25 protein-coding genes are annotated in these 25,528 nt (G+C 66.9%); 12 read left to right on the forward strand and 13 right to left on the reverse strand.

Going from position 1 to position 25,528, the window contains the following annotated elements:
• Window positions 1-624 precede the first annotated feature (624 nt).
• Together NM2_RS06670 and NM2_RS06675 are read left to right on the forward strand one after the other, a co-directional pair.
• Window positions 625-906, forward strand: a complete 282-nt coding sequence (locus tag NM2_RS06670) for an RpnC/YadD family protein (RefSeq protein ID WP_067666124.1) — start codon at window positions 625-627, stop codon at window positions 904-906.
• A 32-nt stretch (window positions 907-938) separates the two neighbouring features.
• A complete protein-coding gene (locus NM2_RS06675) occupies window positions 939-1,874 on the forward strand; it encodes a TAXI family TRAP transporter solute-binding subunit (protein WP_067665356.1) in 936 nt (311 codons plus the stop codon).
• A 7-nt stretch (window positions 1,875-1,881) separates the two neighbouring features.
• Here NM2_RS06675 and NM2_RS06680 read toward each other — a convergent pair whose 3' ends face one another.
• From NM2_RS06680 to NM2_RS06695, 4 genes are all read right to left on the reverse strand, one after another.
• Window positions 1,882-3,243 (reverse strand): sensor histidine kinase, encoded by a 1,362-nt coding sequence (locus NM2_RS06680; RefSeq protein WP_067665359.1) that lies wholly within the window; start codon window positions 3,241-3,243, stop codon window positions 1,882-1,884.
• On the reverse strand, window positions 3,243-3,926 hold the full coding sequence (locus tag NM2_RS06685) for a response regulator transcription factor (protein ID WP_067665362.1): 684 nt from the start codon (window positions 3,924-3,926) through the stop codon (window positions 3,243-3,245). Before NM2_RS06685 ends, NM2_RS06680 begins: the two co-directional genes overlap by 1 nt.
• 12 nt (window positions 3,927-3,938) lie before the next feature.
• The gene (locus tag NM2_RS06690; protein WP_067665365.1) at window positions 3,939-5,252 is read right to left on the reverse strand and encodes an MFS transporter; all 1,314 of its coding nucleotides are present in this window, start codon (window positions 5,250-5,252) and stop codon (window positions 3,939-3,941) included.
• Window positions 5,253-5,489: 237 nt separating this feature from the next.
• The gene (locus NM2_RS06695; RefSeq protein ID WP_218025865.1) at window positions 5,490-5,876 is read right to left on the reverse strand and encodes a MerR family transcriptional regulator; all 387 of its coding nucleotides are present in this window, start codon (window positions 5,874-5,876) and stop codon (window positions 5,490-5,492) included.
• 26 nt (window positions 5,877-5,902) lie between these two features.
• Between NM2_RS06695 and NM2_RS06700 the strand changes: the two genes are divergently transcribed.
• Window positions 5,903-7,099: an MFS transporter gene (locus NM2_RS06700; protein ID WP_169816110.1), complete on the forward strand. Its 1,197-nt coding sequence runs from the start codon at window positions 5,903-5,905 to the stop codon at window positions 7,097-7,099.
• A 288-nt stretch (window positions 7,100-7,387) separates the two neighbouring features.
• Window positions 7,388-8,347 (forward strand): acyl-ACP desaturase, encoded by a 960-nt coding sequence (locus NM2_RS06705; protein ID WP_067665374.1) that lies wholly within the window; start codon window positions 7,388-7,390, stop codon window positions 8,345-8,347.
• Between the two features lie 272 nt (window positions 8,348-8,619).
• Here NM2_RS06705 and NM2_RS06710 read toward each other — a convergent pair whose 3' ends face one another.
• Complete coding sequence (locus tag NM2_RS06710) at window positions 8,620-10,038, reverse strand: MFS transporter (protein WP_084530549.1); 1,419 nt, start codon at window positions 10,036-10,038, stop codon at window positions 8,620-8,622.
• Between the two features lie 131 nt (window positions 10,039-10,169).
• Here NM2_RS06710 and NM2_RS06715 point away from each other — a divergent pair, with 131 nt between their 5' ends.
• Both NM2_RS06715 and NM2_RS06720 read left to right on the forward strand, forming a co-directional pair.
• Window positions 10,170-11,042: a LysR family transcriptional regulator gene (locus NM2_RS06715; protein WP_067666131.1), complete on the forward strand. Its 873-nt coding sequence runs from the start codon at window positions 10,170-10,172 to the stop codon at window positions 11,040-11,042.
• Between the two features lie 232 nt (window positions 11,043-11,274).
• On the forward strand, window positions 11,275-12,294 hold the full coding sequence (locus tag NM2_RS06720; RefSeq protein WP_439956849.1) for a PhoH family protein: 1,020 nt from the start codon (window positions 11,275-11,277) through the stop codon (window positions 12,292-12,294).
• 336 nt (window positions 12,295-12,630) lie between these two features.
• Here the strand turns inward: NM2_RS06720 and NM2_RS06725 are convergent, their stop codons facing one another.
• On the reverse strand, window positions 12,631-13,845 hold the full coding sequence (locus tag NM2_RS06725; protein WP_067665377.1) for a S1 family peptidase: 1,215 nt from the start codon (window positions 13,843-13,845) through the stop codon (window positions 12,631-12,633).
• 132 nt (window positions 13,846-13,977) lie between these two features.
• Between NM2_RS06725 and ybeY the strand changes: the two genes are divergently transcribed.
• The 6 genes from ybeY (at window position 13,978) to recO (ending at window position 18,764) form a co-directional block, all read left to right on the forward strand.
• Complete coding sequence (ybeY, locus tag NM2_RS06730; protein WP_067665380.1) at window positions 13,978-14,532, forward strand: rRNA maturation RNase YbeY; 555 nt, start codon at window positions 13,978-13,980, stop codon at window positions 14,530-14,532.
• Between the two features lie 145 nt (window positions 14,533-14,677).
• Window positions 14,678-15,982, forward strand: a complete 1,305-nt coding sequence (locus NM2_RS06735) for a hemolysin family protein (protein ID WP_067665383.1) — start codon at window positions 14,678-14,680, stop codon at window positions 15,980-15,982.
• Window positions 15,975-16,340: a cytidine deaminase-like protein gene (locus tag NM2_RS06740; RefSeq protein WP_067665387.1), complete on the forward strand. Its 366-nt coding sequence runs from the start codon at window positions 15,975-15,977 to the stop codon at window positions 16,338-16,340. The genes NM2_RS06735 and NM2_RS06740 overlap by 8 nt, the downstream gene beginning before the upstream one ends.
• The gene (era, locus tag NM2_RS06745; protein WP_067665390.1) at window positions 16,337-17,263 is read left to right on the forward strand and encodes a GTPase Era; all 927 of its coding nucleotides are present in this window, start codon (window positions 16,337-16,339) and stop codon (window positions 17,261-17,263) included. The genes NM2_RS06740 and era overlap by 4 nt, the downstream gene beginning before the upstream one ends.
• A gap of 121 nt (window positions 17,264-17,384) precedes the next feature.
• Window positions 17,385-17,798, forward strand: a complete 414-nt coding sequence (locus NM2_RS06750) for a hypothetical protein (protein ID WP_157120914.1) — start codon at window positions 17,385-17,387, stop codon at window positions 17,796-17,798.
• 192 nt (window positions 17,799-17,990) lie between these two features.
• Window positions 17,991-18,764, forward strand: coding sequence for a DNA repair protein RecO (gene recO, locus NM2_RS06755; RefSeq protein ID WP_067665396.1), 774 nt, complete (start codon window positions 17,991-17,993; stop codon window positions 18,762-18,764).
• Window positions 18,765-18,850: 86 nt separating this feature from the next.
• Here recO and NM2_RS06760 read toward each other — a convergent pair whose 3' ends face one another.
• From NM2_RS06760 to NM2_RS06790, 7 genes are all read right to left on the reverse strand, one after another.
• On the reverse strand, window positions 18,851-19,279 hold the full coding sequence (locus NM2_RS06760; RefSeq protein WP_067665399.1) for a TA system VapC family ribonuclease toxin: 429 nt from the start codon (window positions 19,277-19,279) through the stop codon (window positions 18,851-18,853).
• Window positions 19,276-19,530, reverse strand: coding sequence for a hypothetical protein (locus NM2_RS06765; RefSeq protein ID WP_067665402.1), 255 nt, complete (start codon window positions 19,528-19,530; stop codon window positions 19,276-19,278). Before NM2_RS06765 ends, NM2_RS06760 begins: the two co-directional genes overlap by 4 nt.
• Before the next feature lie 29 nt (window positions 19,531-19,559).
• On the reverse strand, window positions 19,560-20,423 hold the full coding sequence (locus NM2_RS06770) for a carbohydrate ABC transporter permease (RefSeq protein ID WP_067665405.1): 864 nt from the start codon (window positions 20,421-20,423) through the stop codon (window positions 19,560-19,562).
• Window positions 20,420-21,340: a carbohydrate ABC transporter permease gene (locus NM2_RS06775; protein ID WP_067665408.1), complete on the reverse strand. Its 921-nt coding sequence runs from the start codon at window positions 21,338-21,340 to the stop codon at window positions 20,420-20,422. Before NM2_RS06775 ends, NM2_RS06770 begins: the two co-directional genes overlap by 4 nt.
• Window positions 21,337-22,647: an ABC transporter substrate-binding protein gene (locus tag NM2_RS06780; RefSeq protein WP_067665411.1), complete on the reverse strand. Its 1,311-nt coding sequence runs from the start codon at window positions 22,645-22,647 to the stop codon at window positions 21,337-21,339. Before NM2_RS06780 ends, NM2_RS06775 begins: the two co-directional genes overlap by 4 nt.
• Window positions 22,648-22,794: 147 nt before the next feature.
• Window positions 22,795-24,024, reverse strand: coding sequence for a cytochrome P450 family protein (locus NM2_RS06785; RefSeq protein ID WP_067665414.1), 1,230 nt, complete (start codon window positions 24,022-24,024; stop codon window positions 22,795-22,797).
• Window positions 24,025-24,035: 11 nt separating this feature from the next.
• Window positions 24,036-25,298: a cytochrome P450 family protein gene (locus NM2_RS06790; protein WP_067665417.1), complete on the reverse strand. Its 1,263-nt coding sequence runs from the start codon at window positions 25,296-25,298 to the stop codon at window positions 24,036-24,038.
• Window positions 25,299-25,528 lie beyond the last annotated feature (230 nt).

Here is a 25,528-nt window from a genome sequence, read left to right on the forward strand (position 1 = left end):
TATCGCGGGCGTAGTTCGGACGGGCCGTGTGAACACCTGTCCGGGCGCCAGTCCAGGAAATCTGGGCGGATAGGCCGGAACGAAGGTCGTCGACGTCATGTTCGCACCCGCGTTCAGCCACTCGTAGGTCTGCTCCGTGGTGCGATGCCTGCGGTCGGCATCGGCGTAGGCCAGATGGAAAGCCCGTCGCACATTGCCTCAGGGGTTGTCTCGGTCCCGCTCCCGACCTCTGCGAAAAGCCTTTGCGTGCAGGCGAATTGACGATCTAGTCCCAGGAGGGATCGCGGGCATCGTCGGGCATCGCATCGAGCCCGTACGATCTGAAATCGCCGCCAACAGTTAATATTTCAATTAAGAAGACATGAAACCGATACTTTCCAAAGTGGGATTGTTCCGAATTGCCAACTCCCCGTGCATAATTCGTGTTGTCCGGCCAAAGCTGCCGAACTCCCCGAATTGGCGGTCCTGTCCGCCGTCGCGCACCCGACCCACCCGCAGCATATGAAAATCTGGAAAGCCCTGGTCACTGCCCTCACAGCAGTCGGTCGAGACCCGGGGATGAGATATTATGACTTGGTCTTGATGATGCTGCCCGCAGCCGTCAGACCCGAATGGGAGGCATTCATGTCCACCGATCTGCGCAACTACGAGTTTCGCAGCAACTTCGCGCGCCACTACATCGCCGAAGGCGAGCAGCGGGGTGAGGCACGTGGTGAAGCACGTGGTGAAGCACGAGGAAAAGCACGCGGTGAAGCCAACTCCGTGCTGACAGTTCTCGATGCGCGCGGTATCGCTGTACCCGAACGGGTGCGCGAAGTAATTGTCGGATGCACAGACCACGAACAACTGGGCAAATGGCTCCGCCGTGCCATCGAGGTCGGCCGGGCCGAGGACCTCCTCGCCTGAACCGTTCAGGACCGGGCCCGATTGTGGGGAAAATGAGTCGGCGGTCGCTGCTGTGGTCGGCGGCTGTCCTGCCGGTGGCCGCGGGGTGTGCGACCGGACCGGATCGGGTGCGGCTGCCATTGGCAACTGGACTGGCGGGCGGGCCGTACGACACCTTCGGCCGACGGCTCGCCGACGAATTGCAGCGCAACGTCAGCGGTTTGACGGTCCCGGTGCTCAATACCTCTGCGAGCGTGCAGAATTTGCGGTTGATCGGCTCTCGCGGCGCGGAACTTGCTTTGTCGCTGGGCGATTGCGCCGCAGATGCCTACACCGGGACCGGGGCATTCTCGGTACCGGTGCCCTTGGCGGCCCTGGCCCGGCTCTATCTGAACTACACGCTGCTGGTGGTGGCGGCGAACGGGCCCTACTACCAGGTCGCCGACCTGGCCGGGCGCAGGGTGGCGCTGGGAGCCGAGGATTCCGGGACCGCTGTACTCGGCGAGCGAATCCTCGTCGCCGCCGGACTGGCCGAGCCCGCCGTGACCCGGTATCTGGGCACCAACGATGCCATCGACGCCCTCGCCCGGCGGGAGATCGATGCGTTCTTCTTCTCCGGCGGCGTGCCGATCGACGTGTTCACCGCGCTGTCCCGGTACGCGCCGATTCGCCTGTTGCCGTTGAACGGACTTGCCGCCGGCCTGCGCCGCAGTTACGGACCGACCTACACCGATGTGGTGATCCCCGCCGGCACCTACGGGCAGCGGGCCGAGGTGCCAACCATCGGCGTGCCGAGTTACCTTGTGACACATCGTGATCTGCCGGAGGAGCCGGCCTTCCGGGTGACCCGGGCGATCTTCGCCGCCCGGGACCGGCTGCCCGGCCCGGAGACCCCAGGGGCCTACTTGGACGAGCGGTTCGCCATCGGCACGGGCATAGTCCCCTTGCATCCCGGTGCCCGGCGCTACTACCGATCGGTGTACGGCTGAACGACGTTCACCCCTCGTGCAGCGGCAGCTCGAGGGTGACGATCAGGCCGTGCGGGGTGGCGGGGGCGAGGGTCAGCCGACCGTGCGCCGCGGTGGCCAGCTCATCGGCGATGGCCAGGCCGAGTCCGCTGCCGTCGACGTTGGCATGCCGGGTGGATCGCCAGAAGCGTTGGCGTGCAAGGGAAATCTCTTCCACGGGCAGGCCGGGCCCGTCGTCGGCGATGTGCAGCCGGGCGATGGGGCCGGCGGCGCTCAGCGACACCGTCACCCGGCCGCCCGGCCCGGTGAACTTCAGCGCGTTGTCGATGGCGATGTCGGCGACCCGGCCGGCGGTGTCCGGCGGGCACACGGCTGTCAGCCGTGGCGGCAACTCGGCCCGCAATGTGATCGAGGCGGCGGCCGCGACCTCCTGCCAGGTCCGCAGGCGCGGATCCAGTTCGCCGACCAGATCGATGGGTTCGGCGACGATGGTTCCCGATTCGATGCGGGCCAGGGCGAGCAGATCGTCGAGCAGGGTGGCTATCCGGTCCATCTCCTCCAGCGCCTGCTCGTAAGCCGTTGCGCCGGATCCGGTCAGGTGCGGGCGCAGATTCTCCAGCCGCAGTGACAGCACGGCCAGCGGTGTCCGCAGTTCGTGGGAGGCGTCCGAGACGAAGGCTCGCTGCCGATTCAGCGCGTCGGTCACGGCATCGGCCATCGCGTTGAAACGCTGTTCCAGCTGACGCAATTCGGGTGGACCGGTGACCGACACGCGGGCGGACAGCCGGCCCGCGGTGATCGCCGCGGTGGTCGAATCCAATTCGGCCACCGGTCGCAGTATCCAGCGGGCCAGCCATCGCGCGGCCACGGTGGCGAGCAGAAATGCGACCAACGCCGCGCTGGTCAGCGCCAGCCAGACCGCCGCGACCGCGTGCCGCGCTGCGGTCGTCCGCGTCACCAGCACGACCGTGCCCAGCACCTGTGCGTCGCGGCCGACCGGCTCCGCGATCACCGCGCGGGCCGGGCCGAACGGCGTGATCATGGTGAGATTCTCGGTGGTCCGGCCCAGCCGGGCCCCGCGCACGACGTCCTCGCCACCGGCGGGCAGCGATGGCCCCGCGAAGGTCAGTATCATGCCGGTGTTCGAGCGCACCTGCACCGTCGCGTCGTAAAGGTCCGCGTAGCGGGCGATTTCGATGTGCAACCGGGAGGTGTCGCCGTCCTGCACGGCCTGCTCGGCGAGCAGCGCGAATCGGGTGGCGTCGGCGCGCCGGTCCAGCAGCAGCTGGTTGGTGCGCTCCAGCGCGAAGGCCCACCCGAGCGGAATCGCCAGGGCCAGAAGCAGTCCCGCGATGAGGGTGAGGTGAGTGGCGAGGATCCGGCGGCGCATCAGGACCCGGCCGGGTCACCGGGGTCGAGGCGATACCCGGCACCCCGCAGTGTCCGAATCAGTTCGGGGCGACCGGTTTTCGCGCGAATGCCTCGGATGTGCACGTCCAGCGAGCGCGAAGCGGCGAGAAAGGCGTCACCCCAGACCGCGTCGAGGATCTCGGCCCGGCTGCGCACGATACCCGGGGTGCGGGCGAGCAGGGCCAGCACGTCGAATTCGCGACTGGTCAGCATTACCGCGCTACCGGCGACAGTGACTGTGCGGGTGCGGAATTCGATCCGGACGTCCCCGGTCACGACGAAATCCGCACCGGCAGTGGGTGTTCCGGGCCGGGGCAGACGACGACGCACCACCTCCATGCGAGCCAGCAACTCCATGATCCGGAACGGTTTGATCAGGTAGTCGTCGGCGCCACCCCACAGGGCGCGCAGCACGGTGGTCTCCTCGGTACGCGCGGTCAGCACGATCACCGGCACCGCCGAAACCCGCCGCAGCCGCCGCAGCATGTCCAGGCCGTCGCCGTCGGGCAGGCCGAGGTCGAGCAGGACGAACTCCACGCCGCTCTTGCGGCGCAATCCCTCGTCGGCGCGGCTCACCCGCTCGACCTGATGACCGCGACCGGACAGTGCCGTGGTCAAGGCGTCGGCGAACCGATCGTCGTCCTCGACCAGCAGCACTCTCATCGTCGCGACAGACTACGCGCCGACCTTTTCCGGCATTCGGTCCTGCCTGGAAAACGCCACATTCCGGGTCTCCCGCATCGCGATGTAGACGACCAGCGAGATCGCGCAGCATCCGGAGGCATACCAGAAGAACGCGGATTCGATCCCGGCGTGCTTGAACCACAGCCCCACGTATTCGGCGCTGCCGCCGAACAACGCGTTGGCGATCGCGTAGGGCAGCGCGACACCGAGGGTGCGGACAGCGGTGGGGAACAACTCGGTCTTCACAACACCGCTGATCGAGGTGTATCCGGTGATGATCACCAGGCCGACCACCATCAACACCAGCGCGTCACCGAAACCGTGCACGCTCCTCAGCGCGGTCATCAGCGGCACGGTGCCCAGCGTCGCGGTCACACCGAAGAAGATCAGCAGCGGGCGACGTCCGATCCGGTCCGACAGCGCCCCGGCCAGCGGTTGCAGGACGATGAACACCACGATGGCGCAGAAGCTGACCAGGGCGGCGGTGTCCTTGCTGAGTCCGGCGGTGTTGGACAGGTACTTGGTCATGTAGGTGGAATACATGTAGTCGCACAGCGTGCCGCCCATGCTGAAACCGACCACCAGCAGGAATTCCCGCTTGTAGGTGAACAGGGCGCGCAGCGTGCCGCGTTCCCGCCCGGCCGTGTCGTCCTCGTCGAACGCCTCGGTCTCGAGCATGTTGCGCCGCATGTAGTAGATGCCGGCCGCGGCGAAAGCGCCGAAGACGAACGGTATGCGCCAGCCCCAGGAATGCAGGGTGTGGTCCGACATCGAATGCTGCAGGATTATCTGCATCGCGAGTCCGAACAACTGCCCGACCTTCATGAACACCATCTGGAAGCTGGAGAAGAACCCCCGCTTGCCAGGTTTCGAGGCCTCACTCAGATAGGCGGCGCTGGCCGCGTATTCGCCACCGATCGACAACCCCTGCAGCAACCGCGCCAACAGCAGCACCAGCGCGCCGAAATAGCCGACCTGCGCGTAGGTGGGCGCGATGGCGATGAGCAGGGCACTGGCCGTCATCATCGTCACGCTGGTGGTCAACGCCGCCTTGCGCCCCTTCCGGTCGCCCAGCCTCCCCAGCAGCCAGCCGCCGACCGGCCGCATGAAGAACCCGACCGCGAAAATGCCCGCGGTATTGAGCAATTGGGCCGTCGGATTGCCCTTGGGGAAGAACGCCGAGGCGAAGTACACGGAAAAGGTCGAATAGACGAACCAGTCGTACCACTCGATCAGATTCCCGATCGATCCGCCGATCAACGCCGTCCAGACGTTGCGCGCGGCCGGCGCTCCAGTCGTGGCCATGAATGCCTCCTCGATAGGCCCGCGGTCATGTTCTCCGCGGGTCACCGAAGGGTGGTCGGTCAGATCCCGCCACCACAGCAATCCGGGCCCGGATCTAACCCGGGGTTAACATCCGGCCTCCGTCGCCGTGGGCGAAGGTGCGCCGCTGCCGGTTCGAGTTCCGGCTGGCCGGCTTTGCCGTGCCATGTCGGCGGGGTCGGGACAAGCCTTATCGACGGTCGCGCGATTCGGCGCCCCTCACCCCGCGGCGCGTTCGAGGTACGCGCTGACCGTGCTCCGGCTCAGACTCAGGCAGGCGATCTTGTCGTCGAGGGTGGTCAGCTCCGCGCGCAGGAGTGCGGCGAATTCGCTGTCGCATGCTTGTGTCCAGTCGTCCGGCCGATCTTCCGCGGACAGGACGACTCGAATCAGCCTGGTGGGCAGGCCGGATCGGATCAGGCTCGAGATGGTTCGGGCGCGCTCGATGTCGCTGTCCTGGAAGTAGCGGTAGCCGTTGGAGCCTCGCTCGGAGCGCAGCAGGCCCTGTGATTCGTAGTAGCGCAGCATCCGCGTGGAGATTCCGGTGCGTTCCGCGAGTTCGCCGATCTTCATGGTGAGCCTGAACTTTCCGCTTGACTTTGACACCGATGTCAAAGTTTACGTTCTGGAACATGAACAGATCAAAGGGCTTTCTGATACCTCTGCTGGCGCTCGGCGCGGCGACGTTCACGACCGTCAGCTCGGAGATGATGCCCGCGGGAGTCCTGGACTCCATGAGCTCGTCCCTCTCGGTCGACGTGTCGACGGCCGGATTGCTGGTGACCGGGTGGGCCGGCACCATCGCACTGACCGGAATTCCGTTGGTGCGCTTGACGATGCGCTGGTCTCGCAAGTCGGTGGTGCTCGCTAGCCTCGGCGTCCTCGCGGCCGCGAACCTGGTCACGGCGCTGGCGCCGACGTACGCGATGGCGCTGGTCGCCCGGATGGTCGCAGCGGGCGCGCACGGTCTGTTCTGGGCCGTGGTCGTCGCCTACGGCGCTTCGCTGGTCCCGGCCGAGCGGGTCGGGCGCGCCCTGTCGATCGTTCTTGCCGGCCCCACCGTCGCGGGCCTGGTCGGTGTGCCGCTGGGAACGCAGGTGGCGCATCAAATCGGCTGGCGGGTGACCTTCGCGGCGCTCGCCACACTGTGCCTGCTGTGCGCGGCGGCGATCGGAACGCTGGTACCGCCGGTCGGCGATGGCACGGTTCGGCCCGAGCCCGAGCGATGGGACCGATCGGCCAGGTCGGTGCTGATGGTGGCCGGGGGCGGCTTCTTCTCCCTGATCGGGTACTACGCCGTGTTCACCTTCGTCGTGCCCGTCAGCGCAGCCGCCGGAATCGGTGCGGGCGCTGTGCCAGGAGTGTTGCTAGCCAGTGGGATCGGCGGTTTCGCCGGTGTGCTCGTCGCCGGCCGGATCGGCGATCGTTGGCCCCGGGCGGCGCTGCCGGCCACCGCACTCGCACTTGCCGTAGTTACCGCCGGGATGGGAATGCCCAGTGGCCCAATCGTTTACGTCATCCTGGTCACTTTGTGGGGTGTGCTCATCGGAATTCTGCCCGTGGTACTGCAAGCCCGGGTCATGCGGTTGGCTTCCGAACAGTTCCGCAACACCGCGGGCAGCATTCTGATCACGGTCCTCAATCTCGGCATCGGCCTCGGCGCGGGGCTCGGCAGCCTGGCATCCTCCCTCGGCCTCTTGACATTCCTGCCCGCGATAGCCGCAGCAGTCGCGATCTTGGCCCTGGGTCCGCTCTCGCTACTGCGGTCGAGCTCTCGGGAGGACCGATCCGGGAATGTGGCGGATCGGGAGCTGCGGCATGCGGAGTAGTCATTTCATGTCCGCGATACGGTCGGTTAGCTGGACATGAGCTTGATGGTCGCCCTAAGCTTTTGTCCGCGTTTGTGACACACGGTCGCGGACGCTCGGTACGCTCCGTACCGCTCGAGCTGTAATGCCCGGCCGGGAGACGGCTCGGCAGCCCGCACGAAGGTGATCGCTCGTCCAGGTATGTTCCGATCTCCTGGCCGCCGACGGTTGGTGCGTCGATCTCCGCGAGAAGTGCCGCCCTCGGCGGATGGCAACCTCACCGCTAACGACTACGTCGAAAGGGATTGTATGGCAAGGGATTTGACGCAGCTGGAGTTGCTCGAGGAGATGGAGCCCGCGGTTGCGCAGAACCTCGACCGGCATCTGGGCATGGCCAAGGACTGGTATCCGCACGATTACGTTCCGTGGGACGAGGGCCGCAACTTCGCCGCTATGGGTGGAGTCGACTGGGAGCCCGGACAGTCGAGATTGTCGGAGGTGGCCAAGGTTGCCATGATCACCAACCTGCTCACCGAGGACAATTTGCCGTCATATCACCGGACGATTGCCGAGAATTTCGCCAACGACGGTGCGTGGGGTACCTGGGTCGGCCGCTGGACCGCCGAGGAGAACCGCCACGCGATTGCCATGCGCGACTATCTGGTGGTCACCCGCGGCGTCGATCCGGTGTCGCTGGAGAACGACCGGATGGTGCACATGACCCGGGGGGTCCACGCGCCCGCCGACTTCGGCGGCGTGCTCGACCAGGTCGCCTATGTCACCGTCCAGGAATTGGCGACCCGGGTCAGCCACCGCACGACCGGACGCGTGTGCAACGACCCGATCGCGGACCGCATGCTCACCCGAATCGCCGCCGACGAGAACCTGCACATGGTGTTCTACCGCAACCTGTGCGGCACGGCCCTGGACCTGTCCCCCGACCAGAGCATCGAGGCGATCACCAAGGTGGTCAAGCACTTCAAGATGCCGGGGGAGGGCATGCCGAACTGGCGTCGCAACGGCGTGCTGATGGTCAAGCACGGCATCTACGACCTGCGCCAACACCTCGACGAGGTGCTCAACCCCGTCCTGCGAGCCTGGAACATCTTCGGCCGCGACGATTTCACCGCCCGCGGCGAGCGCAGCCGCGAGGAACTCGCCGAATACATGGACAAACTCGGCCGCGACGTCATCCGCTTCGAGGAACAGCGCGCCCGAATCCTCGCCCGCGAAGCCGCCAAGGCCGGTGAATCGGCCGTCCCCGTGTGATTCCGCCCGTACGGCACGCGATGCGTCCGTCCCGATAGCCTGCCGCCCCTCGGCCCGATCGTGAGCCGAGGGGCTGGAAACCCTGATCCAACTCCTCGGGGCCGGTCGGTGCTGCCGATTCACTCGACGCGGTCGCGGACGGTCCCGACATCCGAGCGTGCAGATCCTGACATCGCTCGGCCTTTCACTCGAGATCGTCGGCCCAGCCGCGCATTTCGCGGGCTGCGTCGTCGCGATCACTGACCACGTGCACACGCTCCCGTCGAGTCCGGTCAGTGTGCGGCCGGAACAGGGCGTTGTCGGGCGCGGGTGCGGTGTGCGGCTGTGACCAGACCGGTGGTCAGCGCGCCCGCGACGAGGATCAGCACGACGACGTACAGCGTCACCCCGGCCCAGCCGTGCCAGCCGTAGGCGATACCCGCCGCGCCGCCGACGATCGAGCTGCCGAGGTAGTAGTTGAACATGTACAGCGAGGATGCGTTGCCGCGATTGCCGTCGGCGGTGCTGCCGACCCAAGCGCTGGCCACCGAATGCGCGCCGAAAAACCCTGCGGTGCAGAGAAATACGCCGATCAGGATGGTCGGCAGGTGATCGGGGAGGGTGACGAGCGTGCCGATGCCCATGGTCAGCACCGAGACGACGAGCACGCGCGGGCGGCCCAGGCGGTCGGCGAGTCTGCCCGCGGCGGTCGAGCTCACGGTTCCCGCCAGATAGAGCACGAAGACCAGACCCGCTGTGGCGGAGGATAATCCGAATTCTCCGCCGACGAGCCGGTAGCCGAGGAAGTTGTAGATCGAGACGAATCCGCCCATCAGCACGAAGGCGAGCCCGAAGAGGGCCAGCAGCCGCTGGCTTCGCAGATGGCCGGCGAAATCAGCTGCCATGGAACGCAATTCGACTGGCTGCGCGGTGAAGCGGCGTGAGGCGGGTAACGTCCGGGCGAACCATATCGCGCACACCGCCGCCGCCACGCCGACCGCGGCGGCGGCCCAGCGCCACGACTCGGCCTCGAGGGTGAACGACGGAATCAACCGTCCCGCAAGGCCGCCCAGCGTCGTCCCGGAGATGTAGACGCCCATCGCGGTGCCCAGTCCGGCCGCGCCGATCTCCTCGGCGAGGTAGGCCATGGCGACCGCCGGGACTCCGGCCAGCGCCACACCCTGCACCGCGCGTCCGGCCAGCAGGACGTCCAGCGTCGGGCTGAACGGCAGCAGCAGGCCGATCACGCTCGCGGTCACGGCTGATCCGATCATCACCCGGGTGCGACCGAACCGGCTCGACAGCACACCCGCCGGGATGATCGCCAATGCCAGCAGCCCGGTCGTCAGCGAGACGGACAGCGCCGCGTGGGCCGGAGTCGCAGCGAACGCCTGCGACAGACTGGGCAGCAATGCCTGTGTGCTGTACATCGAGGCGAATGTGGTCAAGCCCGCGGCGAACAGCGCGATCGTTATCCGGCGCTCGCGATGGTTGTCAGGGCTCGGTATGTGTTGATCCGGGGATGTGAGTGCGGTCGGCTGATCGGTGAGTGCGACCGCGGCGAGGCGATCGCTGGATTCGGACGCGTCGGGGGGATCGCTGGGCGTGTCCGGATCCGGGCGATCGGCCCGGCCCGGCCCGGTCAGCACGTCGGTCGTAGCGCTCGCGGTCGATGCGTCGGTACCTGTGGTGGATCCTCCTCGAATGGTCATACATCCAGCATGGAAGCGGTAATTTGGAAAAGGAAATGCATTAACATTTGATACTTGATGTGTTATCGGAATTAGCGGAGGTCGGCGACGGGTGGTGATTCGTGCAGCGTGACGATTTGCACTGGTTTCTGATGCTGGCCGAACTCGAGCATGTGGGGGCCGCGGCCGATCGCCTGCGGATATCGCAGCCGACGCTCTCGCGCATGCTCGCCCGGCTCGAACGCAGGCTGGGGGTCGAACTCTTCGATCGGCACGGAAAACGACTGTCGCTCAACGATTTCGGCCACGTCTACTACGAGCGCGCCCGCCGGGCGCAGGCCGAACTCGATGCCGCGGCCCGCGAACTGGCCGATCTCGCGAATCCGGCGCGCGGCGTGGTGCGGCTGACGTTTCTGCACTCGTTCGGAGGCCGCCTGGTGCCGGAATTGATCGCCGGATTCCGTCGGCGGTCCGGGACGGTCACCTTCACACTCAGTCAGGATGCCGCCGAGATCGTCGCGGACCGGGTGCTGGACGGCAGTGCCGACCTGGGCATCGTCTCGCCGAAACCCGCCGCGCCCGGTCTGGGCTGGCGTGAGCTGCTGCGGCAGCGGCTGGCCCTGGCGGTGCCGCCGGATCATCGGCTGGCGGGTCGGCGACAGGTGCGGCTGGCCGAGGTCGCCGATGCGGAGTTCATCGCGATGCACACCGGGCACGGAATGCGTGCGATTCTCGACGATCTTTGTGCCGCAGCGGATTTCCGGCCGCGGATCGTGCTGGAGTCGAGCGATCTGGTCACCGTGGGCGGGCTGGTGGCCGCCGGACTGGGCGTCGCGCTGCTACCGCTCGGAGACGTCGTGCGCCCGGGCGCGGCCGGTACGCAATCCGGCCCGGTTCTGGTGCCGCTGGCCGATCCGGGCGCGGCGCGGGCGGTGGGCCTGATCTGGTCGGCATCGGCCGCGCCCTCGGATGCGGTGCGGGTGTTTCGCGACTTCGCCGTGGGCTGGGCGCAGCGGGCCGGGTGAGTAATCGGCATTCACGCAGGCCGGGACGCCGCCATCCACGGGCTCGTGACCTGCTGGTCGTGGTCTATTCACTGGGCTGTGTCGGTGCTCGGCTGTAAACTTTCATCACAACCAGTGATGTTCGAGACCGGAAAGCAGGCCATAGTCACTTTTGAGAACACCAGGTGAAATAGGCGACCCGACAACTCCCACCGCCGGGGACGGCGGCAACGGTACCGGACCGGCCGCGCGGATCGCGCGCTCCAGTATCGAACTCGCTCCAGAATCCGTCTTCGGCTTTCTCGGTTCGGCCGACGAGAACCTGCGTGAACTCGAACGCCTGCTCGATGCCGACATCCATGTCCGCGGCAATGCCGTGACGCTCACCGGCAGGGCCGCCGACGTCGCCCTCGCCGAGCGTGTCATCGAACAGCTCGTGGCTCTGACCGGGCGAAATCGGGTGGTCACGCCCGAGGCCGTGCGGCACACCTACGCGATGCTCACCGAGGGTTCCTCGGACTCCCCGGCCGAGGTGCTGAGCCTGGACATCCTGTCCCGTCGCGGCAAGACCATCCGCCCCAAGACGCTGAACCAGAAGCGCTACGTCGACGCCATCGACGAGCACACCGTCGTCTTCGGCATCGGCCCGGCCGGTACCGGTAAGACGTATCTGGCCGTCGCCAAGGCGGTCCAGGCGTTGCAGAACAAGCAGGTCAACCGCATTATCCTGACTCGGCCCGCGGTCGAGGCGGGTGAGCGCCTCGGCTTCCTGCCCGGCACGCTGAACGAGAAGATAGACCCGTATCTGCGCCCGCTGTACGACTCGCTGCACGACATGATGGATCCGGAGTCGATCCCGAAGCTCATGCAGTCGGGGGTCATCGAGGTCGCGCCGCTGGCGTATATGCGCGGTCGCACGCTCAACGATTCGTTCATCATCCTGGACGAGGCGCAGAACACCACGCCCGAACAGATGAAGATGTTCCTGACCAGGCTCGGCTTCGGTTCCAAGATCGTCGTCACCGGCGATATCACCCAGGTCGATCTGCCCGGCGGGACCAGATCCGGCCTGCGCGTGGTCAGCGACATCCTCACCGGTGTCGAGGACATCCACTTCGCCCAGCTCACCTCGAGCGACGTGGTGCGGCACCGCCTGGTCGCCGACATCGTCGACGCCTACGAGCGTTACGAGGCCGACCGTCCGGCACTGGCCGCACCGCACTACCCGGGCAACCGGGCACAGCGGCGGGCCGCGGAGCGTTCGCGGCGCTGAGGGGAAGACGACGGCGGACGACGGAGCCGATCGGGTTCTGCTTCGGCGTCCGCCTCGCGGGCGTGTCCATGCGGGTCGACCTTGACGTGAGCACCTTTCCGGCTTTGGGTGTTCGAGGCTAGAGACCGCCCGGTCGGCCGAACCGTGACGTGCGAAATCTCTTCGGCATAAACCTGTTTCGGGCTGACAGCGGAACGTTCGACGAGTCTCGCGCGGCTGGTGCGTGTGGGTCGGATGATGCCGTCCGCTTCGGCGTCACTCGGGCGGCATCGCTTCGGCTCGGTGTGAACCTGTTCGGCATTGCCGGAGGTTACCGGCGGTGCGGTCCGGAACTGCTCAGCTCGTGCGCAGGTGCAGGCCCGGGTTCTGGGCCAGCACGTCGACGACGGATTGGGCGATCATGGCGACCTGCGGGACATAGGGCAGCACGCCGCCGGCCAGCGGGCCGAGTTGCTGGAAGGGTTGCGGGCCGATCTGTTCGAGGATGCGGCCCAGGGTGATCGGGGAGCCGGGCGGTGCGGGCGGCAGGACGCCGGGGCGGTCGGTGGGGAATTGTGAAGGGTCGGAATAGATTCCGCCGTCGCTGATGATGCCCATCGCGAGGGTTCCCGACAGCAGTGCGCCGCCGCTGTCGCCGGGCAGGGCCAGGGCGGTGTGCTTGAAGCGGATCGGCGGGCGTTGCGGGTCGGGCTGGTCGACGCCGGTGATCACGCCGCAGGTGAACCCGGTCGTGGCACCCGATTTGCATACGGGCGCACCGGCAACCGGGATGCCGACGCCGGTGATCCGGATATCGGGACCGCCGATCGGCCCGCGAACGAGGTTGTTCCGGAACGACTTTCGCGCCGCCGGGGCGATGCGCACGATCGAGTAGTCGCGGATGCCGTCCACCACCGACTTCTCGAACGAGCCGGTCGCCGGACCGGTCACGCGGTCTTTCTGCCACTGAAAGGTCTGCTGGTCCGGGGCGATGGCCTCGCCGTCGAGCACGGTTTCGTTGCAGTGACCCGCCGTGAGCGCGGCGGGCATGCCGTCGGTGTCGATCGCGTTGAACGCCCAGGAGCATTTGGCCGCCTGGCTGCTCGGCGGTGTGCGGCTCAGGTACACATCGCCTCCGGCGATCTGGTCGGCCGGGGTCGGAATGTTCTGCGGCGCCGAGATCTGCTTGTTGGGCCGACCACCTTGGGGCGCAGCGGAATTCGATGGGTTCGCGGGATCGTCGGTGAGCTGGAAACCCGCCTGCCGTGCCGCGGCCTGCGCCGCGGCGCCGACGGCCGCAACCATCGCCCGGCCCTGCTGATCGAGCCGGACTCCGCGCACCGACCCCGGCGACCGCAGCTGCTCGGTCGCGGCGAAGGCGGCCAGGTGCTGGGCCAGATCGGCACGCCGCTGATACTCCTGAACGGAAATCCCCAGATCCCGGCGAACCGCGGCGGCCAGCGAACCGGCGTCCGGGGCGGCGGGCGGCGCGGCTGTCGCCACCGGAGCGCACATCATGAGGGCGAAAACTGTCGTGACCGCGGCCTGGCTCACCGAACGTGTGGTCTTCACCGCCGCGAACTTAGCAGCCCTCGCGCGGTTCGGTGGCCCGCCGCGCCAGGTTCACAGGCAGGCACATCGGCCGACTGAGCAGCGGCGGCGCAGTGCGCGGCCGCCCGGCGGCGGTGGCCTAAGCTGAGCGGCGTGAGTATCGAGATCGCCAACGAATCGGGAATGGACGTTCCCGAGGAAGATCTGGTCAGCGTCGCGCGCTTCGCGATCGGCCGCATGGATGTGCATCCGGCGGCCGAGCTGTCGATGGTGCTGGTCGATCTCGACACCATGGCCGACCTGCACATGCGCTGGATGGACCTGCCGGGCCCGACCGACGTGATGTCCTTCCCGATGGACGAACTCGAACCCGGCGGCCGCCCGGACGGCGCCGAGCCGGGCCCGTCCATGCTCGGCGACATCGTGCTGTGCCCCGAATTCGCCGCGGCTCAGGCCGCCAAGGCCGGACATTCGCTGGACCACGAACTCGCGCTGCTGACCGTGCACGGCGTGCTGCACCTGCTCGGCTACGACCACGCCGAGCCCGAGGAGGAGAAGGAGATGTTCGGCCTGCAGAACACCCTGCTCGCCGAATGGTACGAGAGCCTGCGCGAGGCCCAGCGGCGCGCCGCCCTCGCCGAACGCGACCGCAAACTCCTCGGCAAAACCGGTTTCGGCGACGCGGGTGATCCGCTGGATCCGGCATGAGCGGTCAGGCCCGGAGGCGGCAGCGAAGCGTCACCACGCAGGGCCCCGCTCATGCCGCTGATCGGCACAGCATGAGCGGTCAGGCCCGGAGGCGGCAGCGAAGCGTCACCACGCAGGGCCCCGCTCGTGCCGCTAGGACAACAGCGTGAATGCACTGATCCTGCTGCCGCTGGCCATTGCGCTGGTTCCGGTGGGTGGAGTGTTCGCGGCGCTGGACGCGGCGCTGGCCACCGTGTCGCCCGCGCGGGTGGAGGATCTGGTTCGCGCGGATCGGGCCGGGGCGCGGCGGCTGGCGCGGATCATCACCGACCGTCCCCGCTATGTGAATCTGATGGTGCTGCTGCGGCTGGTCTGCGAGATCACCGCGACGGTCCTGCTGGCCGCGGCGCTGCTCAACGAGCTGGGCACCGGCTGGGCGCTGGTGGTGACCGCGGTGGTGATGGTCCTGGTCGACTATCTGGTGATCGGCGTCGGGCCGCGCACGCTCGGACGCCAGCACGCCTATTCGATAACGCTCGCCGCCACCCTGCCCCTACAGGCCATCGCGGTGCTGCTCGGCCCGCTGAGCCGCCTGCTCATCGCGGTCGGCAACGCGATCACCCCGGGCCGCGGATTTCGCAACGGCCCCTTCGCCTCCGAGGTGGAACTGCGCGAGGTCGTCGATATGGCGCAGCAGAGCGGCGTGGTGGATTCGGACGAGCGGCGGATGATCCAGTCGGTCTTCGAACTCGGCGACACCTCGGCGCGCGCGGTGATGGTGCCGCGCACCGAGATGGTGTGGATAGAGGCGGACAAAACCGCGGCGCAGGCGACCTCGCTGGCGGTCCGATCGGGACACTCGCGCATTCCGGTGGTCGGCGAGAACGTCGATGACATCCTCGGCGTCGTCTATCTGAAAGACCTTGTGCCGTACGGTGATCGCAGCCGCAAGGTGCAGGTTCGCGAGGTGATGCGCCCGGCGGTGTTCATACCCGATTCCAAACCGCTCGACGCGCTGCTGGACGAGATGCAGCGTCGCCGTAACCATATGGCGCTGCTGGTCGATGAATACGGTGGTATCGCGGGCCTGGTCACCATCGAGGACGTACTCGAGGAGATCGTCGGGGAGATCGCCGACGAGTACGACACCGACGAGATCGCGCCCGTCGAACAGCTCGGCAACGGCAAATTCCGTGTCTCGACACGGCTTTCGATCGAGGACCTCGGCGAGCTGTTCGGGATGAAGATCGATGAGGAGGACGTCGACACCGTCGGCGGTCTGCTCGCGCATGCGCTCGGGCGCGTGCCGCTGCCCGGGTCCAAGGGCGTCATCCACGGCCTGCAACTCCGGGGTGAGGGCGGCGCGGACGCTCGGGGGCGGATGCGGGTGCACACCGTGGTGGTGCGGCGGGCGCCGGAGAAGAAACAGGATCGCGAACCCGGACACGAGGATGGAGACAGCAATGACTGACACTGCGCCGCAGACCGGCGGTTTGGATGCCGAGGACGACAAGCTGCTGGTACTCGCGCGCGGCGCGATGGGACGCACCGGCGGCAGCAGCGGCGCGGCGGTCCGCGACACCGACGGCCGCACCTACGCCGCGGGCCCGGTGGAGTTGCGCGCGTTGACGCTCACCGCCCTGCAGGCCGCGGTTGCCGCGGCGATCTCCAGTGGCGCAGAGGGTTTCGAGGCCGCGGTGGTGATCGGGGCGTCGTTCCACGATGCCGGAATCGCGGCGGTGCGCGAACTGTCCTCCTCCGGGAAGATCATCTTCGCCGATCGCAACGGCGCGGTCTACGACACCGTCGGCGCCGAGGCATCGCAATGACCGATGCCGAATTCCGTTCCGGCTTCGTCTGTTTCGTGGGACGGCCGAATACCGGCAAGTCCACGCTCACCAATGCGATGGTGGGGCAGAAGATCGCGATCACCTCCTCGCGTCCGCAGACCACCAGGCACACCATCCGCGGCATCGTGCATCGCGAGCACGCGCAGCTGATCCTGGTCGACACCCCGGGCCTGCACCGGCCGCGCACGCTGCTCGGCCAGCGGCTCAACGACCTTGTGCGCGATACCTATTCCGAGGTCGACGTGATCGCGATCTGCATTCCGGCCGACGAGAAGATCGGTCCCGGCGATCGGTGGATCCTGACCCAGATCCGGCAGATGGCGCCGAAGACGACCGTGCTGGGCGTGGTCACCAAGATCGACAAGGTGGGCCGGGACCAGATCGCCCAGCAGTTGGTGGCGGTGTCCGAACTGCTCGGTCCCGAGGCCGACGTGGTGCCGGTGTCGGCGGTGAAGGGTGAGCAGGTCGAGGTTCTCGTCGACGTCGTCGCCTCGAAGATGCCCGAGGGCCCGGCGTTCTATCCGGACGGCGAGCTGACCGACGAGCCCGAGGAGACGCTCATGGCCGAGCTGATCCGTGAGGCCGCGCTCGAGGGCGTGCGCGACGAGCTCCCGCATTCGCTCGCGGTGGTGATCGAGGAGATACTGCCGCGTGAAGGCTATGAGGGCCAAGATGATTCGTCTCCGGAGCTGCTCGATGTGCACGCGCTGCTCTATGTCGAGCGCCCGAGTCAGAAGGCGATCGTCATCGGCAAGGGCGGCGCGCGCCTGAAGGAAGTCGGCACCAACGCCCGCAAACAGATCGAGCACATCCTCGGCACCCGCATCTATCTGCATCTGCACGTGAAGGTGGCCAAGGACTGGCAGCGTGACCCGAAACAGCTCGGCAAGCTCGGATTCTGAGTCCCGTTCGTAACCATCCTGGTCCCCGTAGCCACATTGTGATCTCCGGCGGACGGCATTTCCCCAGGATGGCGCAAATGTGTCGATGCGTGCGCTACCGGACGCACCTACGATCGGCGAGGTGAAGTGGATGTCCCGGGCGTTCGGCTCGAAAGAGCTGCCGCCCCAACTGCGTTCGGATATGGAATGGGAGGGGATCGTGGTATTCGGTCCTGTGGACGGATCGGTGGCACGGCGCAGTTATCGGACTCCGCTGCACTACGCCTCCTCGAGCTGGGAGAACATCGGGCAGGGGACCATCGCGATGAGCCGGCGGCGGTTCGTCGTGTGGGGTAATCGCGCGGCCCTGGTCGACGTTCCGCTCGGCCATCCGGCGGTATCGATGGAACTGCAAGGGCCCGAACGGATGTTGATCGAGGCGGACGACCGCGAGATCGATCGCACCCGACGCGGCTGGACCACCCTGCTGCTGCGCACGATTCACGCCCCGCGCATCGCCCAGGTCTACGGCGAGAGCGGGTATCGCCCCGCTTGAACCAGGCACACCGGTGCCACCGGGCCGATCGGGTGGGGCATGCCTGTGGGGAGAGGGCAACTCAGCGGTCTGCCGTTCACTGTCGTGTGCGAGGGACGCGACAAGGGTGAAGTGCGAAGCGCGGCTGGCGCAGGCGCGGCGGGATGTGCGTGGCCCGGCGTGCCCGTTCGCGCGGCGTGGGAGGATGGGACCGTGCAGTTGTATCGGGATCAGGCGATCGTGGTTCGCCAGCACAAGCTGGGTGAGGCCGATCGCATCGTCACGCTGCTCACGCGTCAGCACGGGCTGGTGCGAGCGGTGGCGAAGGGGGCTCGGCGCACCCGATCCAAATTCGGGGCGCGGCTCGAGCCGTTCGCCTACGTCGACGTGCAGCTGTATCCCGGGCGCAACCTCGACATCGTCACCCAGGTGCACACCGTGGAGGCGTTCGCCTCCGATATCGTCGCCGACTACGGCCGCTACACCGCCGCGTGCGCGGTCCTCGAAACGGCCGAGCGCCTGGCCGGTGAGGAGCGCGCACCCGCCCCGCGACTGCACACCCTGACCGCGGGCGCGTTGCGCGCGATCGCCGCCGCGCAGCGACCGCAGGAGTTGATCCTGGACGCATTCCTGTTGCGCGCCATGGGTTTCGCGGGCTGGGCACCCGCGCTGGACGAATGCGCCCGCTGCGCCACACCCGGTCCGCACCGCGCCTTCCACGTCGCCGCGGGCGGCGCGGTCTGCGTGCACTGCCGCCCGCCCGGTGCGGCGACGCCGTCGGTGGGCGTGCTGGAGTTGATGAGCGCGCTGTACCGCGGCGAGTGGTCCGGCATCGACGCGATCCCGGAGAACATCCGCCGCCAGTCCAGCGGCCTCACCGCCGCCCACCTGCAATGGCACCTCGAACGCCAGCTCCGCACTTTGCCGTTGATCGAACGCAGCCGCCCGCACGACACGACTGCGGAATCGGCCACCCGCGCGGGTTGATCCGGTTCCACGGATGCCGCCGCCCAGCCGCTCCGCTCAACGATCGATGTCCCCCATGGCACGAACCGACTACGGCAGCCGACGATCTACAACGCGATGGTCACGACCTTCACCGACGGATATCGGGCCGCGAATTTCCTATCCAATGTGGCTATTTCGGCTCCACTGGTCTGGGCGAACGCGGCCAGATAGTCGTCGGTCCACAGCTTGTGGCTGGTCTCGTCGCGCGCCGAGAGCGCCCGAAAGACCGCCCCGAGGTCGGCGGGTTCCTCGGCCCACAGCACGCGTTCGTCCGCGAGCAACTGGTCGATGATGCGCCACGCCGAACTGCGGGTCTGGACGTCATCACCCATGACCGCTGGATTGGAGAGCAGGCGCAGCAGTCCGGTCTGCGTAACCCGGCACATCAGCAGACTTCCGGACTCGCGCTCGAACCACTGGACCGCCGACTCGTTATGGACGTGTCCGCGCCACGTCGCGGCGAGCCACACGCCGACGTCGATCAGCGTCGTCACGCGTACTTCTCTGCATCTTCGTCGGCGAAGATCTCAGCGATGTCCTCGTTGGTGAGATCGACCTTCTCGCTGGAACGGTTGCTGCCGACCAGAGGAAATTTGACCCGCCCTTGCTTCTGTGCCGGCACCTGTGCACCGAGTTCATGCGCCAACGCTTTGGTGAACAGCTCTTTGAGGTTCATGTGACGTTCAGCGGCCGCGACTTTGGCAGCACGCATCAGCTCTTCGGGAACGTCAATTGTGGTGCGCATAAAAGCATATTAGCACCTCGGTCGGGGAGTCAGCGGCCCGCGAGGCCGGAGGTGGCGATGCCGCGGACGAAAGCCTTCTGCGCGAAGGCGTAGATGACGATCATGGGCAGCAGCATCAGGATCGAGGCGGCCATCAGGACCGGCCAGTGCGCGGTGTACTGGCCCTGCATCCAGACCAGGCCCAGGTTGAGGGTGGAGATGCTGGTGCGCTGGATCATCACCAGCGGCCACAGGAAGTCGTTCCAGACCGTCACCCAGGTCAGCACCGCGAGCACCATCACCGCGGGACGCGCGTGCGGCAGCAGGACCCGCCAGTAGGTCTGCCAGATCGAGCAGCCGTCCAGGATCGCGGCCTCCTCGAGTTCGGTGGGCAGGGTCAGGAAGAACTGCCGCATCAGGAACGTGCCGAACGCGCTGCCGAACAGTCCCGGCACGATCATCGCCCACGGCGTGTCCACCCAGCCGAACGTGCGCATGAGGATGAACTGCGGAATCACGGTGACGGTGAGCGGCACCATCAGCGTGGCCAGATAGGCGAGGAACAGCGTGTCACGACCCTTGAACGGCAGCCGCGCGAACGCGTATCCGGCCAGCGAGCAGAAGAACACCTGACCCGCGGTGACGCATCCGGCGTAGATCACGGTGTTCAGGAACATCCGTCCGAACGGCACGTACTCGAACACGGTGTGATAGTTGGACCACTGCGGATGCGGCGGAATCAGCGAATTGGTCAGCTGCCCTTGCTTTTTCAGCGATCCGGACAGCGCCCACAGAATCGGGAACAGCGCGCACCACGCCATCACCACGAGAACGACGTACGCCAGCAGCCCGCGCACGCTGCGCTGGGCGATGACGCGCTGGTAGCCGGGGGACACGGGCTTTGGTCCGGTCATCGCTCGTCCTTTCGTCCCATCCGCAGCTGCAGATAGGTCAGTACCAGCAGGATCGCGAACAGTACCCAGGCCAGGGCCGATGCGTAGCCGAGGTCGTCGAATTGGAAGGCGTTCTGGAACAACATGATTCCGAAGACGTAGGTGCCGGATTCGGGGCCGCCCCCACCGCCGGTCAGGACATAGGCCTGATCGAATGCCTGGAAGGAGTTGATGATCGAGATCACGAAGACGAATCCGATAGCCGGCCGGATCAGCGGGACGGTGATCGCGATGAACCGCCGGAATCCACCCGCGCCGTCGATGCGCGCGGCCTCGTGCAGATCCTCCGGCACCCCCTGCATCGCGGCGAGCAGTACCGCCGCGGCGAATGGGACGCTCTTCCATATGCTGACCACGCACAGCGAGGCCAGTGCCCAGTGCGGCTCGGTCAGCCAGGGGACCGCGCCGATGCCGAACCAGTGCAACACGTCGTTGAGTACGCCGGTATCGGGGTCGAACATGTAGTTCCACACCACCGCCATCGCGGCGACCGAGGACACCAGCGGCAGGAACATGATGCTGCGGAAGATACCGATTCCCCTGATCTTCGCATTCAGCGCCGCGGCCACCGCCAGGCTGATCACGATCGTCGGCACCACTGTGGCGATCGTGAAGATCACGGTATTGACCAATGCGATGTAGAACATCGGATCGCCGGTGAACAGCCGCCGGTAGTTCGACACGCCGACGAATCGCGGTGCGTGGAACAGATCCCACTGCTGGAAACTCAGATACAACGAGAAGAGCAGCGGGATCAGCATGAAGATCAGCACCGCGAGCAGATTCGGCACGATGAACCGGCGACCCGCCATGGCCTTCATGCGGATCAGGGCCGACTGCCTCCGCGGTGCCCGCGGCCTGTCCTGGACCGCCGTCATACCGCACCCCCGAGCAGATCGTTGATATGCCTGGTCACATCGCCTTTGAAGTAGGTGGCCGGAGCAGCGCCGCGCAGGACCCGGTCCGATGCGCGATGGAAGGCGTCATCCACCCGCGACCAATTCGGCGTCACCGGAATGGGATTCGAGTTGGACGGTCCTCCGGTCAGCACCTCGAGATTGCGAATCCCACTGTGCGCCTTGGCGAAATCCTCCGAATGCAGGGCCGACTTCAGTGCCGGAACGAACAGGCCGGACTTGGCCACCGCCTGTTGCCCCACCGGGCCGGTCGCGAATTTCACGAATTCCCAAGCCAATTCCTTGCGCGGGCTGGTCGCGGAGATACCCAGGCCCGTGGTGCCGATATCGGACTTCGCGCCGTGGCCGCGCGGTCCGACCGGCAGCACGGTGATGTCGAAATCCAGATCGGGCTCCGCGAGCATGGCGCTGTACTGCCAGTGGCCGGTCAACACCATCGCGGCTTTGCCCTGGGAGAACAGCTGGATGGACGGTAGTGCGTCGGCGTCGGTCGAACGCGGCGCGACATGATGACGTACCGCGAGATCGGCGTAGAACTGGAAGCCCTCGATGAACCGATCGCCGTCGATCGCGGTGTGTCGCGGATCGGTGGGCGGGACGAACCACTCACCGCCGTTGTTCATTCCGAAGATCGACGCCGAGTACCGCGGCACCGGCCATGCGTCGGCGAACCCCCACTGGGTGGTCCGGCCCGAGGAGTCGCGTTTGGTCAGCGCCTGGGCCGCGGTCAGGAATTCGTCGAAGGTCCAGGCGTCCTCCCAGCGGCCCGGTGGCGGCGGCACGCCTGCTTCCTCGAACAGTTTCTTGTTGTAGTACAGGAAGATTCCCGCCCACTGTTCGGGTAGCACGTATTGCCCGCCGCGATAGCGGAACAACTCGTAGACCGCTGGTTCGCCGTCCGCGCGCAGCTGGGCCGCGTAGGCCGGATCGGCATCCAGGTAGGTGTCGAGGTTCTCGAGGATGCCCAGTTCGACGAAGTGCGAATAGGATTCCCACTGCATCACCACATCCGGGCACTTGCCGCCGGCCGCGTAGGTGAGGATCTGTTGAGTCGGGTTGGGCCCCGACATCTGCACCTGGATCTCGATCTCCGGGTGCAACTTGGTGAATGCTTCGATGATCTGCATCCGCACCTTGGCCTCATCGGGTGCGGCCTGGAAGAAGAAGGTCAGCGCGTCGGAACTCGATCCGCAGCCCGCCAGACTCGGCGCGGCCAGAGCCGCGCCCGCCAGGGCGCCGTTGCGGAGCAGATCACGCCGGTTGAGCATCCTTGCCCTCCCGAATCAGACTGGGACGAACCGACGCTCACGGTAACCGATCTCGCGCGCCACACGGGTCGGATTCAAGGGATGACACCGAAACGCCGGACGCCGCGTCCGCGCGGCGGCGGTCGCGGCGTCCCCGGCGTACGGGGCTCAGCGGGCGGGTTGCAGGATTACCGGCAACTCCACGTGCCCGTTCGAGATGAAGCTGCCGAGCTTCGCCAATGTGCTTGGCTCCGTGGCGAATTGCATCTCCGGGAAACGGGTGAACAGGGCGGGCAGGGCGATCGCGGCCTCCATCCGGGCCAGCGGAGCGCCGATGCAGTGGTGCGCGCCGTGCCCGAAGGCCAGATGCTGATCCTTGGTGGTACGCAACGGATCGAACTCGTCGGCCGTGTCGCCGTGCACCTTCGGATCGCGGTTCGCCCCGGCGTACGAGGCGAGGATGGCCTCGCCCTTGGGAATCGAGACGCCGTCGATCTCGATGTCCTCCACCGCATAACGCAGCGGCAGATGCGCGACCGGGGACTCGTAACGCAGCATCTCCTCGATGACGTCGGCCCAGGAGATCCGCTCGGCCAGCACGTCCTCGCGCAGTTGCGGACGGGTCAGCAGCGTGTGGATCGACTGGTCGATCAGGTTCAGCGTGGTTTCGTGACCCGCGTTGACGACCAGCATCAGCGTGTCGACGAGTTCCTTGTCCGAGAGCCGGGACCCGTCCTCCTGCTGGGTACCGATCAGCACCGAGGTGATGTCGTCACCGGGCTCACGGTGCCGGTAGGCGACGAGTTCGCCGACGAGCCGGGACATTTCGATGTAGTTGGCCATCGACTCCTCGGGGGTGAGCGATCCGTCGAAGAATCCGTCGACACACTTGTGGATGTCGGCGTCCAGATGTTCCGGCACGCCCAGCAGCTGGCTGATGACCCGGATCGGGACCGGATAGGCGTATCCGGCCCGCAGGTCCACGGTCTCGCCGGGCGGGGTGGCGGCCAGGGTGTCCAGCAGGTCGCGGGTGATCTTCTCGATGCGCGGACGCATCGCCTGGGTGCGGCGATTGGTGAACGCGGGGGAGACCAGCGTGCGCAGCCGCCGGTGCTCGGGGCCGTACGCGGTGAACATGTTCTCCGCGATCACCCACGGCAGCAGCGGCCACGACTCGGTGATCTCGCCGTTGATGAACGCCGCCCAGTGCCGGCGGGGATCCTTCGACACCCGGGAATCGGCCAGCAGGGTGCGCAGCGCCCCGGCATCGGTCACCGACCAGGCCGGCACGCCGCCGGGCAGCTCGACCAGAGTCACCGGACCGCGGGCCCGAATCCGGGCGGATTCGCCTTGGATATCGACGCCGCTGGTGTCCAGGACGATCGGTTCGTGCACCATCAACGAGCTCCTTACATCACATTCAACGCGGGAGACTTCGGGAAGACGACCGGCAACGCTGCCATCGCCCGGTGGAAAGGTCCTGGCCGCCAGGATAATTCGTCCTTGTTCACGGCCAGGTGCAGTTCGGGAATCGCGTCCAACAGCTGATCGATGGCGTCCTGCACGACCAGGTAGGCCACCGAGCGGGCCGGGCAGGCGTGCGGTCCGGCGCTCCAGGCCAGATGCGATCGATTGCCGGTGCGGTCGCCGCCGGAGATGGCGGGATCGTTGTTACACCCGGCCAGACTGATCACCACCGGCTGATGCGCGGGCAGCCAGGTGTTGTCGATCAGAATCGGCTGACGCGGGTAGGTGATGGAGAAGTTCGCCATCGGCGGGTCGTTGAAGAGCACCTCGTCCAGCGCGTCGCGGGTGGTGGTGGCCCCGCCCAGGAAGCCGCCGCCGAACCGTTGGTCGGTGAGCATCAGCAGCAGGGTGTTGGTGATCAAATTCGTCTGCGGTTCGATGGCCGCGCCGTAGAAGCTGATCAGGTTGTAGAGCATCTCCTCGTCGTTCAGTTCGGCCGAGTGGTGGGCCATGCGGGAGGTGACGTCGTTGCCGGGTTCCGCGCGACGCAGCGCGATGAGTTCCATCATCGCCTCGGCCGTGTGCTGCATGCCCCACGCGGCGTTCTCGGTGTCGAACAGCGCGGCCATCCCGGTGGCGATGCGCTGGCCGATGTCCGGCGAGCAGCCGACCATCTGGTTGAGCGCCTCGAACACCAGCGGGAACGCGTACTCGGCCTGCAGATCCGCCGAACCCCGCTCGCAGAAGGTGTTGATCAGCGGGATGGCGATCCGCTCGACCGTGGAATGCAGTGCGTGCAGGTCGATTCCGTCGATGGCGGCCACGTAGGCCCGGCGGTAGCGGGCGTGGATCGTGCCGGTGTTGCGCAGCGCGTTGGGGTACCACTGCATCATCGGGCGCACCGGGCAGTCCGGCGGCACGGTGTCCTGCCAGTTGCGCGGGTCGGCCGGGAAGTGCTCGGGATCGTTGAGGATCCGCACGGCCGTGCGGTATCCGAGGACGAGCGTCGCGGGGACGCCGGGGGACAGTTCGATCGGCACCATCGAACCGTATTCGCGCCGCATCCGCTGGTAGGTCGCGTGCGGGTCCGCCGCGAATTCCGGTGTGTCCAAAAGGATCCGGGCCTCGCCCAGGTCGATGGGCGATCCGTGCTGGACGGGGCAGATTCCGGGTGTGGTCGTGCCGGGCAGCGAGGGCGGGCTCAATGGGGAGACTCCATGGGTCGAACGACAATACGGTGCGGGTGGGCAACCACGTCGGAACCATCTACCTCGCAACCGTTGCAGGACAACGGGTTTCGATGTGATACCGGCCCGAGGGCCGGGCGGCCGACCGAAACCCGGGCAATCGCCCCAGATTAGCAGGACCGGTCGGAACTTTTCGCCGACTCGGGACGACTTCTCGGCGGTGTGACCGGCATCGGTCGCGTTTCGCC

The sequence above is a fragment of the Nocardia miyunensis NBRC 108239 genome, assembly GCF_001613065.1.
Taxonomy (GTDB): Bacteria; Actinomycetota; Actinomycetes; order Mycobacteriales; family Mycobacteriaceae; genus Nocardia; species Nocardia miyunensis.